This window comes from Chitinimonas arctica, assembly GCF_007431345.1.
In the GTDB taxonomy this organism is placed as follows: domain Bacteria; phylum Pseudomonadota; class Gammaproteobacteria; order Burkholderiales; family Chitinimonadaceae; genus Chitinimonas; species Chitinimonas arctica.
In genome coordinates this window covers 3,220,153-3,232,353 of record NZ_CP041730.1, presented here as the reverse complement: position 1 = coordinate 3,232,353, position 12,201 = coordinate 3,220,153, and the positions used below count along the sequence as shown (strand labels likewise).

The window sequence follows — 12,201 nt, the reverse complement described above, 5'->3', positions numbered from 1 at the left end:
AGTGTAAAACGGCCGGCACTATGGCCGGCCGGTGAATCAGACGACGGCTTCTTCCTTGGACTTGACCGTCTTGATCATGTTCTCGCGCGTCACGCCGAATAGCAATAGCAGCGGAGATGCGACCAGCACGGAAGAGTAGATGCCGAATACGATGCCGATGGTCAACGCCATGGCAAAACCATGCAGTGCTGGACCGCCGATGAACAGCATGGACAGCACCATCATTTCGGTACAGCCGTGGGTGATCACGGTACGGCTCATGGTGGTGGTGATGGCGTTGTCGATAACTTCGGGCACGGACTTACCGCGCAGGCTGGCCTTGCGGAAGTTTTCGCGGATCCGGTCGAACACCACCACCGACTCATTGACCGAGTAACCGAGTACCGCCAGGCACGCGGCCAGCACGGTCAGCGAAAACTCCCACTGGAAGAAGGCGAACACGCCCAGGATGATCACCACGTCATGCAGGTTGGCCAGGATGGCCGATACCGCGAAACGCCATTCGAAGCGGATGGCCAGGTAGATGATGATGCCGACGCAGACCATGACCAGGGCGAGCAGGCCATTGCTGACCAGCTCCTCGCCCACCTGCGGACCGATGAACTCGACCTTGCGCCGCTCGACCTGGGGATCGCGCTTTTTCAAGGCCGTCATCACCTGCTCGGACACCTGCGCGCTGGTGGTGCCCTTGACGCTGGGCAGACGGATCATCACATCGCGCGGGGTATCGAGCGCCTGGACCTGGACTTCCTTGTGCAGGCCGCCGATATTCAGCGCTTCGACTTCCTCGCGAACCTTTTCGAGCTGGGCCGCCTGGCTGTAGCGGACTTCCAGCACGGTACCGCCGGTGAATTCCACGCTCAGGTTGAGGGGCCGCCAGAACAGGCAGAACACCGCCAGCAAAAAGGTCACGAGCGAGAAGATCGTGGTCAACTTCCCGTAACTCATGAACGGGACGTCTTTTTTGAAGTGGAACATTTCCAGCATGTTGTACTTCCTGCTTAAACGGCGAGTTTTCCGACCTTGCGGCGATAGCCGTAGATCAGGTTGACCAGGGCGCGCGACACCACCACGGAAGAGAACATCGAGGTCACGATACCGAGACAATGCACCACGGCAAAGCCGCGTACCGCGCCCGAACCGAAGATCAGCAGCGAGATACCGGCGATAAAGGTGGTGATATTGGAGTCGAGAATCGTATCCCAGGCGTGCTCATAGCCAGCCTTGATGGCGGTCTGCGGCGGCGCGCCGTTGCGGATTTCCTCGCGGATACGCTCGTTGATCAGCACGTTCGAGTCGATTGCCATACCCAGCGCCAGGGCAATGGCGGCAATGCCGGGCAGGGTCAGCGTAGCGTGCAGCGAACCGAGCAAGGCCATCAGGAACAGCAGGTTGGCGCCCAGCGCGAAGGCGGCGGTAAAGCCGAACATGCGGTAGTAGACCAGCATGAACACGACGATGGCGGTAAAACCGTACAGGGTGGATTTGAAGCCCTTTTCGATATTCTCCTTGCCCAGGCTAGGACCGATGGTGCGTTCCTCGACAAAGGTCATCGGCGCCGCCAGCGAACCGGCGCCCAGCAGCAGGGCCGTATCGTTGGCATCCGCCGAAGTCATGGCGCCGGTGATCTGCACGCGGCCGCCACCGATTTCGCCACGGATGACCGGCGCGGTCACCACCATGCCCTTGCCCTTTTCCACCAGGATCATGGCCATGCGCTTACCGATATTGTCGTGGGTCAATTGGCGGAAGATATTCGCGCCCATCGAATCCAGGAAGATCAGCACGGCCGGCTGGTTCTGCTCGTCGAAGTCCACCTGTGCGCCGTTGATGTTATCGCCGGTCAGTTCCACTTCGTTACGGACCAGGATGGGCCGGTTGCCGCGGCTATCCACTTCTTCCATCAACTCATAACCGGTAGGCACGTTGCCGGCTTCCGCTTCGGCCAGCTTGGCGGGGTCTTCTTCCACCATGCGGACTTCCAGGGTGGCCTGGCGGCCCAGGATATCCTTGGCGCGAGCGGTGTCCTGCACGCCCGGCAACTGCACCACGATACGGTCGGCGCCTTGCTGCTGGATGATGGGCTCGGCCGTACCCAGCTCGTTGACCCGCTTGTTCAGGGTCGCGATATTCTGTTTGACTGCATCGGTCTGGATGCGCTGCCGCTCGGTGTCGCTCAGGTCCAGCCTGAGCTTGTTGCCGCTGTCCTGGCGGATCAGCACCTGCGGCATGCTGCGCTCGATGGCGCTGCGGGCTTCCTTGGCGGTCGCTTCATCGCGCAGCTGCACTTCCACGCTTTCGCCCAGCCGGCGGACCGTGCCGGCGCGGATCTTCTTGTCCTTCAGCTCACGCCGCACATCGCCGGCCAGACGCTCGAACGCCTTGTCGGTAGCCGCCTTCATATCCACCTGCAGGGTGAAATGCACACCGCCGCGCAAGTCCAGACCCAGATTCATCGGCTTGGCGCCCAAGCTGGCCATGAAGGCCGGCGTGGTCGACACCATATTGAGCGCTACCACATAGTTGTCGCCCAGTTTTTCCTGGATCAGGGCGCGCGCGTGCAGCTGCGTCTCCGCATCCTTGAACTTCACCTTCAGGCTGTTGCCTTCGAGGAAGCCCCCGGTGGTGGGCATGCCCGCTGCAGCCAGGGTCTTTTCGACCTGCTGCAAGGTGTCCAGATCGACCTTGACGGACGAACGGGCACCGGCAACCTGCACCGCCGGACTGTCCGCGTAATAGTTGGGCAGCGTATAGAACAAGCCTGCCGCCAGGGCGATCAGGACAAGCGCATACTTCCAGATAGGATAACGATTCATGGCAGGGGAACCCGTACGGCACGATGCCGGATAGAGAACGGGCGACCGACTGGCCGCCCGTGACAAATCTTATCGCTGCGCTTTCAGCGTACCTTTTTCCAGCTTGGCGGCAATCGCGCCGCGCTGAACGACCAATTCAACGCCATTGGCCACTTCCAGGGTCAGGTACTCATCGCCGGCCTTGGCCACGCGGGCCAGCATGCCGCCGGTGGTCACCACCTCATCGCCCTTGGCGATGGCATCGATCATGGCGCGTTGTTCCTTCAGCTTCTTTTGCTGCGGACGGATCAGCAGGAAATAGAACAGCACGAAGATCACGACCATCGGCGCGAAAGACATTAGATCGAAGCCTGCCGGCTGGGCGGGGCCTGCGGCGTAAGCGGGGGTAATCAGCATGGGGTAAATCCCGGTAAGCATTGGAAAAACGAGCCGCGCATTCTAGCCCTGCCCGGCCGCAAAATCTACCGCCGGCTATTTCGTGCCGGCGCGAATTCTTATGGGACCCAGCTGCTTACTCAGGCAATACCGCGAGCTCGCTCGGCATGGAAACGCACTACGAACTGGTCGAACTGGTCCGCTTCAATAGCGGTCCGCATCTCGGCCATCAACCACTGGTAGTAAAAGAGGTTGTGGATAGTATTGAGGCGAGCACCCAGAATTTCACCAGTGCGGAACAAATGATGTAGATAGGCGCGGCTGAAATTACTGCAGGCATAGCAGCCGCAACTTTCGTCCAGCGGCCGTACATCGTCCTTGTAGCGGGCATTCTTGACCTTGGCATCGCCCCAGCGGGTGAACAGCCAGCCGTTGCGGGCATTGCGGGTGGGCATGACGCAATCGAACATATCGATCCCCTGCGACACGCCGTACACCAGGTCTTCGGGCGTACCCACGCCCATCAGATAGCGCGGCTTGTCCACCGGCAGGCGCGGGGCGGTATGGGCCAGGATGCGGGTGAATTCCTCCTTGGGTTCGCCCACGCTCAATCCGCCGATGGCATAGCCATGAAAACCGATCTCTTCCAATCCGGCCAGGCTCTCTTCGCGCAAGCGCTCATGCATGCCGCCCTGGACGATGCCGAACAGCGCGTTGGGATTTTGCTGCCGGTCGAACTCGTCGCGCGAACGCCGCGCCCAGCGCGCCGACAGCCGCATGGAGATGGCGGCAGTCTGCTCGTCGGCCGGATACGGGGTGCATTCGTCGAAGATCATCACGATGTCGGAGTTGAGCACCGTCTGGATGCGCATAGACTCCTCCGGCGTCAGGAACAGCCTGTCGCCATTGACGGGCGACTGGAACTTCACGCCCTCCTCGGTGATCTTGCGCAATGCACCCAGGCTAAATACCTGGAAACCGCCCGAGTCGGTCAGGATGGGCTTGTCCCAGCCCATGAAGCGGTGCAGCCCCTCATGCTTAGCCACCACCTCCAAACCCGGCCGCAGCCAGAGATGGAAGGTATTGCCCAGCACGATCTGCGCACCCATTTCATTCAATTCGTTCGGCGCCATCGCCTTGACGGTGCCGTAGGTACCCACCGGCATAAAGACCGGCGTTTCCACCGTGCCGTGGTTCAGCTCGACGCTACCGCGCCGCGCACCATGGCTGGTGGTCTTGAGGGTGAATTTCAAGCCGTTATCCGGCATAGCTGGAACTCCTTGCGCGAACGGAAACACAGTCCGAGGCGCGGTTACGGGATATTCACGGACCCAGGTCCGCGATAATTGAAACTGCCGGGTATATAAGTAGATCGGCGAGCACGGCCGGACGAATCGACTCGGCCCGCCGTATTCTATCGGGTATAGAAGATCGGGTCGCCGCCATGGTGCTCGGCCAGGGTCAGCCGCATGGGCACACCGCTATCGACCCGGTTGACGTCCACATTGCCCTCGTAACCCGCACCGGTATCGATATGGCAATGCGATTCGAAGATGATGGGAAACGGGACGGGATTATGGCCGCAATAGGTCAGCGACAGCCCTTCCCGCCAAGTCGAGCCGCGCTGCGCCACGGCGGCAATGGCGGCCGCCTCCGCCAGCGACCGGCTCCAGATCAGGCGCTCGCAGGCTTTTTCGTCGGCATGCAGCAGACGGGCATCCAGATCGGCATCGCGGTAGAGCGCCATATCCGCCGGCGATTGCAGCAGCGCCGCATGCACCAGGTTGAATCGCTCCGGCGTGCCCGGCCCCACCACCAGCACGTGCGGCAGCCGCTCCACCACCTTGGTGGCCGCCTGCAGCGCGGGGTCGTGGCTGAGTATGCCGCCCAGCGCCCAGCCGCCGCCATTGGCCACCGACAGCGCGATGGCGGCGTCGTCGCCGCCCATGGCATTGAGCAGCATCTGTTCGTGATTGCCCAATACGCTGTAGAACCAGGGCTGCGTCAGCAGCTTGAGGCAGCCCATGGCGTCCGGCCCGCGATCCACCAGGTCGCCGGTCGCGAACAAGCGATCCCCGCCCGGCGGATTGAAGCCGGCCGCGACCAGCAGGACTTCCAGGTCCCGCCGGCAGCCGTGCAGATCCCCCACGACAAAATCGCGGCCCTTTTCATTGCGCGGCAGAAAAGCCACGCGCGGCGGGTTGGCTACAGCGGACATGGAAGGATTATGGCAGGTGATTCACGTTTTTTTACGGCCAGGCATAGCGAATAAGTAGGCCGCCTGGCGCCATTCCGACAAATGCGCGCCAAAAATGCCGTATTTCCGGCTTTCTCGGCCGACATGGCGATCTTGATCAGCGCCGCTCCAGCAGCATCGCATCGCCATAACTAAAGAAACGATACTCGTGCTCGACCGCATGGCGATACGCCGCCTGAATCCGCTCGTAGCCGGCAAAAGCCGACACCAGCATCAGCAGGGTGGACTTGGGCAGGTGGAAATTGGTCAGCAGGGCATCCACCGCGCGAAACGCATAGCCCGGCGTGATAAAGATATCGGTATCGCCCTCCGGCGCAGCGAAATCGCCGTCCTGGCAGGCCGCCTCCATGGCGCGCAGGCTGGTGGTACCCACGGCAATCACCCTGCCGCCGCGCTCGCGCGTCGCCCGGATGGCGGCCAGGGTCTCGGCCGGAATCTGGTAGCGCTCGTGGTGCATGCGATGCTCAGCCAAGTTATCGACCCGCACCGGCTGGAAAGTACCGGCACCCACGTGCAAGGTCAGCCTGGCATGGGCAATGCCGCGTTCCGCCAAGGCCGCGAACATCGCCTCGGTAAAATGCAGGCCCGCGGTGGGCGCGGCAACCGCGCCCGGCTCGCGGGAAAAAACCGTCTGATAGCGCTCGTCATCGGAAGCGTCGGGACGATGCTCGATATAAGGTGGCAAGGGTAAGGCGCCTGCCGCCTCCAGCACATCCAACACCGGCGCTTCGAAACGCAGGCGGAAGAACTCCCCTTCGCGCGCCAGCATATGCGCCCGCCAACGCCCGCCGAATATCAGCACGCTACCGGGCTTGGGCGACTTGCTGGCCCGGACCTGGGCCAGGGCTTCGAATTCATCGCTCACCCGCTCGATCAGCGCTTCGACCTGCCCGCCGCTCGCCTTTTGCCCCAGCAAGCGCGCCTTGATCACGCGCGTATCGTTCAAGACCAGCAGATCACCGGCCCGCAGCAGATCCGGCAGATCGGCGAAGTGACGGTCGAACGTCCCGCCCTGGGCCGGCAGATGCAGCAATCGGCTCCCGCCGCGCACGGCCGGCGGAAACTGGGCGATCAGGTGCTCGGGCAGGGCGTAATCGAAATCGGATAATTGCATGCGAGAGAAACGGCTTGGACGGGGGAAGCGCGGCATTATAACAGCCGGCTCGCCACATCCTTTGGCTCACTGTGCGAATTCCATTCAGGCGGCAAGCTAAGGGGAAACCCTGATAAAATCTCGGTTTCGCTTGCATTTTCGCAACATGCCATAGAAATATTCAAGCGGACGCTTGACCGAACTTTCGCCGATCGGTAGACAACGTGCTGCTATCTGCGGCAAACTCGCCGCCATGACACAGCCGACACCGCACAATTTGGCTGGACAGCACCAAGATATTCTGGTACTGCACGGCCCCAATCTGAATATGCTGGGTCGCCGCGAGCCACAATACTACGGCGCGGACACCCTTGCCAGCATCGACACCCGCCTCGCCCAGCGAGCGGGTGCGGCTGGGCTGCGCTGCCATAGCTTTCAGAGCAATAGCGAAGCTGCCTTGATCGAACGCGTTCACGCGGCTTTCGACGATGGCACCGGCTTCGTGATCATCAATCCCGCCGCCTTCACCCACACCAGCGTTGCGCTGCGCGATGCGTTGGCGGCGGTCAAACTGCCATTTATCGAAGTCCATCTCTCCAACGTCCATGCGCGCGAGCCATTTCGGCACCACTCCTTTTTTTCGGACCTCGCGCAGGGTGTTATCTGTGGTCTAGGCGCCGCCGGTTACGGCTATGCGCTCGACCACGCCATTGACTTTCTGAATCGCCAGACCCCGGCCTGAAGCACGGCGGCCGGCAATCAACAAAGACTAAAACCTAAAAAGGGAACGGGCATGGATCTACGTAAGCTCAAAAAGCTGATCGACCTCGTAGAGGAATCCGGCATTGCCGAGATCGAGGTGACGGAAGGGGAAGAACGGGTACGCATTACCCGCGTGTCGCAAAATGCACCGATCATGTATGCGCAGCCTCCCATGCAGCATTACAGCATGGGCGCGGCGCCTGCCGCGGCCCCCGCTTCGGTTGCGGGCGCCGCCGAAGCCGCGCCGGCCGGCAACGGCCTGCCCGAAGGCACCGTTCTGAAGTCGCCCATGGTCGGCACCTTCTATCGCGCCGCCAGCCCTGGCGCAAAGAACTTCGTGGAAGTGGGCCAGCAGGTCAACGTGGGCGATACCCTTTGCATTATCGAGGCCATGAAGCTGCTGAACGAGATCGAAGCCGAGACGTCTGGCGTAGTGAAAGCCATCCTGGTCGAAAATGGCTCGCCGGTGGAATATGGCGAACCCTTGTTCGTGATCGGCTGAATTCTGTGAGGTGTCCAGCGGGCCCATTCCGGCGCGCCATGCGCGCCTGCCCGCCGTCTCCCTCACCCCTCACGGAGTTGATCCATGTTTGAAAAAATTCTGATCGCCAATCGCGGCGAAATCGCGTTGCGCATTCAACGCGCCTGCCGCGAAATGGGCATCAAGACTGTCGTGGTCCACTCTGAAGTCGACCGCGAGGCCAAGTATGTGAAACTGGCCGATGAGTCGGTCTGCATCGGACCGGCGCCCAGCCCGCTGTCCTACCTGAATATTCCGGCGATCATCGCCGCCGCCGAGGTCACCGACGCCCAGGCCATCCACCCCGGTTATGGCTTCCTCAGCGAGAACGCCGATTTCGCCGAACGGGTCGAGCAGAGCGGCTTTGTCTTTATCGGCCCCCGGCCCGAATCGATCCGGCTGATGGGCGACAAGGTCAGCGCCAAGGATGCCATGAAGGCGTCCGGCGTCCCCTGCGTGCCGGGCTCGGACGGCGCGCTGCCGGATGATCCGGAAGAGATGCTGAAGATCGGCCGCAAGGTCGGCTATCCGGTCATCATCAAGGCCGCCGGCGGTGGCGGTGGTCGCGGCATGCGGGTGGTGCGCAGCGAAGATGAGCTGATCAAGTCCGTAGACATGACCCGCAACGAAGCGGGGGCGGCTTTCGGCAACCCGACCGTGTATATGGAGAAGTTCCTGGAGAACCCGCGCCATATCGAAATCCAGATCCTGGCCGACGAGTATGGCCATGCGATCTACCTGGGCGAACGCGATTGCTCCATGCAACGCCGCCACCAGAAGGTGATCGAGGAAGCGCCCGCCCCGGGTATAACCGATAAACAGCGCAAACGCGTAGGCGAAGCCTGCGCCGAAGCCTGCCGCCGCATCAATTACCGCGGCGCCGGCACCTTCGAATTCCTGTTCGAGAATGGCGAGTTCTACTTTATCGAAATGAACACCCGGGTCCAGGTGGAGCATCCCGTCACCGAGCAGATCACCGGCATCGATATCGTGCAGGAGCAGATCCGCATCGCCGCCGGCGAGCAATTGCGCTTCGCCCAGAAGGATATCGTGCTCAAGGGCCATGCCATGGAGTGCCGGATCAACGCCGAGGACCCCTTCAAGTTCATCCCCAGCCCCGGCAAGATCACCACCTACCATCCACCCGGCGGCCCCGGCATCCGGGTCGATTCGCATATCTACCAAGGCTACACCGTACCGCCCAATTACGATTCCATGGTCGGCAAGGTGATTGCTTTCGGCGATAGCCGCGAGCAGGCCATGGCGCGGATGCGTATCGCCCTCTCGGAAATGGCCGTGGAAGGCATCAAGACCAATATTCCACTGCACCAGGTCCTGTTCAACGACAAGGGTTTTATCAAGGGCGCCACGTCCATTCACTACCTGGAACACCTGCTGGCGGAGTCTAAAGACCAATAGGTGTTAAAATCGACCGCGGCCGGGCTTAACCCCCGGCCGCAGTCATTTCCACGTTCCGGAGTCCGCCATGCCCTGGCAAGAATTACGCATTGAAGCCAATTCCACCCACGCCGAAGCCCTGTCCGACGCCTTGTTCGAGCTGGGCGCACTGAGCGTCAGCATCGAGGATGCCGCCGCCGGCACGGCTGCGGAGAAACCCATTTTCGGCGAGCCCGGCATGCCGCTGGAACAATTGTGGGATGAAAGCGTCGTGGTGGTATTGCTGGAGGAAGATAGCGATGCCACGCTGATGGTGAGCGCGGCCGCCCAAGCGGTCGGTATCGCCCTGCCGCGCCACAGCGTAACGAGGGTAGAGGAACAGGATTGGGTGCGCCTGACCCAATCGCAGTTCGACCCTATCCAGGTATCTGGGCGGCTATGGATCACCCCGACCTGGCATGCCGCGACGCCGGACGCGATCAATATCGCCCTGGACCCGGGCCTCGCGTTCGGCACAGGCAGCCATCCCACCACCTGGTTGTGCCTGCAATGGCTGGATAGCGAAACGCGGGCGGGCGAAAGCGTACTCGATTACGGCTGCGGCTCCGGCATCCTGGCCATTGCCGCCAAACTATTGGGCGCCGGCGAGACACATGGTGTGGATATCGACGCACAAGCCATGACCGCCAGCCGCCAGAACGCGGAACAGAACCATGTCGCCGCCGATTTCTTCCTGCCGGACGATGCCCCGCGCGCACTTACGACCTGGTGGTGGCCAATATCCTCACCAACCCCTTGAAAATGCTGATGCCTTTGCTGGCCAGCCGCTGCCGCCCCGGCGGCCGGCTGGTGCTGTCCGGCATCCTGGCCGAGCAGGCGGACGAGATCATCAGCCTCTACGCGCCCTGCTTCGCCTTGGCGGTTTCGGCCGAAAAAGAGGGATGGGTGCGTATCGCCGGCACCCGTCTATAACCGTACCGCTTGCGTGTTAAGCGCCGCCCGTTAGAATCCGAGCCATGTATCACATAACGCGCTGCCCCAACTGCCGCACCAGCTTCCGCGTGACCGACGCCCACCTGAGCGCCTTCGACGGCAAGGTGCGCTGCGGTCGCTGCGCGTTCGTGTTCGACGCGGTCAACCACCTGCAAGGCGAAGGGCGGCAAGCGGCGCCGACGCCGGCACCCGCTCCAACGCCGGCCCCGACGCCGGTCGAGCCGCCCGCACCGGTCCCGGCCCCCGCACCGATAATCGCACCGGTACCGGCACCGCCCCCCACGCCTGCCAGGACATTGGCGCAACGCGAGGACGACGCCTATGGCCTGGACAGCGTGGCCAGCCAACTGGGCGCGGCAGCGGCAGCGGAAAAAGGGGATAGCGCGAGCAGCCTGGCCAGCCAAAGCCTGCAGCAGCTTGCCAGCGAGCTGGCGGCCAGCGAACCCGTCGCCGAGGTACCGGCCCCGCGCCCCGCGCCCGAGCCAAGACGGAACCCCGAACCCGTACGGGAACCCGATCCGGAACCTCGCATGGAGCCCGTCCTGGTCGCGGTCGGACACCATCAGGCGGAACACGAGGATGATTTTCCGCATGCCCCGGTCAGCAATGGCATCGAGGTCATCGAGATCGCCCCCGCCGAGGCCGGCGAGGAATTCTCGGCCGAGCATTTCCAGGCCTGGGCCAATAGTACCGCCACCCTGCCCGCCTTCAACCCGGCTACCGCTGCGATCCACTCCGAACATAGCGGCTACCGCCCCATCCGCACCGCCGAGGATGACGCCCTGCTGCGCGTCCCCGGCGGTCCTTCGCCCTGGCGCTGGCTGTGGAGTATTCCCGCCCTGCTGGCCTTGTTTGCCCTGGCGGCGCAACTGGCCTTTCACCACCGCACCGAACTGGCCGTCCAGTTACCCGGCATCGCCCCCAAGCTGCAGCGCTTTTGCGCCATGACCGGTTGCACGCTTGCGCTGCCGGCCCGCAAGAATATGCTGCGCAACGAATGGAATGAGCTGGTATCGCTGCCGGAACGACCCAGCCTGATCCAACTCAATGCGACGCTGCGCAATATGGCGCCGTATGACCAGGCCCTGCCCTTGCTGCAACTGACCCTGACCGACGACAGCGAGCGGGTGGTGGCGCGCAAGGTCTTCACGGCCCGAGAATACCTGGCACCACTGGCCGACGGCAGCACCTCGCCCTTGCCGACCAGCCTGCCCGCCAGTGGCGATCTGCGCGTCTTCCTGCAACTCGATCTGGGTGAAATGCGTTCCAGCGGTTATTCGCTGGAGTGGTTCTACCCGGTGGAGAACTAGTCGAACACTGCTTGCCGGGGCGCATGAACTTGCATTCGGTTGGGGCGCTGTCGATACTGATGGCGCGGGAGCCGCTTCTTAAACTTTCATGTCAAGCCGGAGGAAACATCACATGGCCACAGTGCTTCTCAACGGCGAGCCGATTGGCGTGGGCGGCCGTTTCCCGCGCGTTGGCGATACCGCGCACAGCTTTATGCTGGTCGATGTCAATCTGGGCGATGTGCCGCTGTCCAAGTTCATGGGCAAGCGCAAGATCATCGCGGTGATTCCCAGTATCGATGCGGAAATCGGCCTCAAGATCACCCGCCGGCTGGAAGCGATCGCCGACGGTTTTCCCAATACCCGCAGCTTCGTCGTGTCGGTCGATACCCCTTATGCCATGGCGCGGGTGATCGCCACCGAGGGCATTCGCAAGGTACAACTGCTGTCCACGTTGCGCGGCCGGGATTTCCACAAGGATTATGGCGTCATGATCACCGACGTGCCCTTGTCTGGCATGATGTGCACGGCCCTGTTCGGGCTGGATGAAAACGATACCATCGTGTTCGCCGAGCTGGTGCAGGACGTGAACGCCGAACCGAACTACGAAAAACTGGCCGAAGACATGCTGGCCGGCCCGGCCTGACAATCCGCCGCAGCGCACGCATCCCATCCACACCATTCCCGCCCCGGCGGGA

11 protein-coding genes and 1 pseudogene are annotated in these 12,201 nt (G+C 62.3%); 6 read left to right on the top strand and 6 right to left on the bottom strand.

Annotation, left to right across the window (positions count from 1 at the left end; genetic code table 11):
* Nucleotides 1–36 precede the first annotated feature (36 nt).
* From secF to queA, 6 genes are all read right to left on the bottom strand, one after another.
* Complete coding sequence (gene secF / locus FNU76_RS14550; RefSeq protein ID WP_144280692.1) at nucleotides 37–984, bottom strand: protein translocase subunit SecF; 948 nt, start codon at nucleotides 982–984, stop codon at nucleotides 37–39.
* Nucleotides 985–1,001: 17 nt separating this feature from the next.
* Nucleotides 1,002–2,816: a protein translocase subunit SecD gene (gene secD / locus FNU76_RS14545; RefSeq protein WP_144278870.1), complete on the bottom strand. Its 1,815-nt coding sequence runs from the start codon at nucleotides 2,814–2,816 to the stop codon at nucleotides 1,002–1,004.
* A 69-nt stretch (nucleotides 2,817–2,885) separates the two neighbouring features.
* Nucleotides 2,886–3,212: a preprotein translocase subunit YajC gene (yajC, locus tag FNU76_RS14540; protein WP_144278869.1), complete on the bottom strand. Its 327-nt coding sequence runs from the start codon at nucleotides 3,210–3,212 to the stop codon at nucleotides 2,886–2,888.
* Nucleotides 3,213–3,331: 119 nt separating this feature from the next.
* A complete protein-coding gene (gene tgt, locus FNU76_RS14535; protein WP_144278868.1) occupies nucleotides 3,332–4,459 on the bottom strand; it encodes a tRNA guanosine(34) transglycosylase Tgt in 1,128 nt (375 codons plus the stop codon).
* A gap of 146 nt (nucleotides 4,460–4,605) precedes the next feature.
* Nucleotides 4,606–5,409 (bottom strand): metallophosphoesterase, encoded by an 804-nt coding sequence (locus FNU76_RS14530; RefSeq protein ID WP_144278867.1) that lies wholly within the window; start codon nucleotides 5,407–5,409, stop codon nucleotides 4,606–4,608.
* Between the two features lie 136 nt (nucleotides 5,410–5,545).
* Complete coding sequence (gene queA / locus FNU76_RS14525; RefSeq protein WP_144278866.1) at nucleotides 5,546–6,562, bottom strand: tRNA preQ1(34) S-adenosylmethionine ribosyltransferase-isomerase QueA; 1,017 nt, start codon at nucleotides 6,560–6,562, stop codon at nucleotides 5,546–5,548.
* 232 nt (nucleotides 6,563–6,794) lie between these two features.
* Between queA and aroQ the strand changes: the two genes are divergently transcribed.
* The 6 genes and pseudogenes from aroQ to tpx all read left to right on the top strand — a co-directional run bounded on the left by aroQ (nucleotide 6,795) and on the right by tpx (nucleotide 12,149).
* A complete protein-coding gene (aroQ, locus tag FNU76_RS14520) occupies nucleotides 6,795–7,283 on the top strand; it encodes a type II 3-dehydroquinate dehydratase (RefSeq protein WP_144280691.1) in 489 nt (162 codons plus the stop codon).
* A gap of 51 nt (nucleotides 7,284–7,334) precedes the next feature.
* Complete coding sequence (gene accB, locus FNU76_RS14515; RefSeq protein WP_144278865.1) at nucleotides 7,335–7,805, top strand: acetyl-CoA carboxylase biotin carboxyl carrier protein; 471 nt, start codon at nucleotides 7,335–7,337, stop codon at nucleotides 7,803–7,805.
* 84 nt (nucleotides 7,806–7,889) lie between these two features.
* Entirely contained in the window at nucleotides 7,890–9,242 is a 1,353-nt protein-coding gene (accC, locus tag FNU76_RS14510; protein ID WP_144278864.1) for an acetyl-CoA carboxylase biotin carboxylase subunit, read from the top strand.
* Between the two features lie 67 nt (nucleotides 9,243–9,309).
* Nucleotides 9,310–10,193: pseudogene (prmA, locus tag FNU76_RS14505) on the top strand (50S ribosomal protein L11 methyltransferase).
* Nucleotides 10,194–10,237: 44 nt separating this feature from the next.
* Nucleotides 10,238–11,524 (top strand): DUF3426 domain-containing protein, encoded by a 1,287-nt coding sequence (locus FNU76_RS14500; RefSeq protein ID WP_144278863.1) that lies wholly within the window; start codon nucleotides 10,238–10,240, stop codon nucleotides 11,522–11,524.
* Between the two features lie 112 nt (nucleotides 11,525–11,636).
* On the top strand, nucleotides 11,637–12,149 hold the full coding sequence (gene tpx / locus FNU76_RS14495) for a thiol peroxidase (RefSeq protein ID WP_144278862.1): 513 nt from the start codon (nucleotides 11,637–11,639) through the stop codon (nucleotides 12,147–12,149).
* Nucleotides 12,150–12,201: the final 52 nt, after the last annotated feature.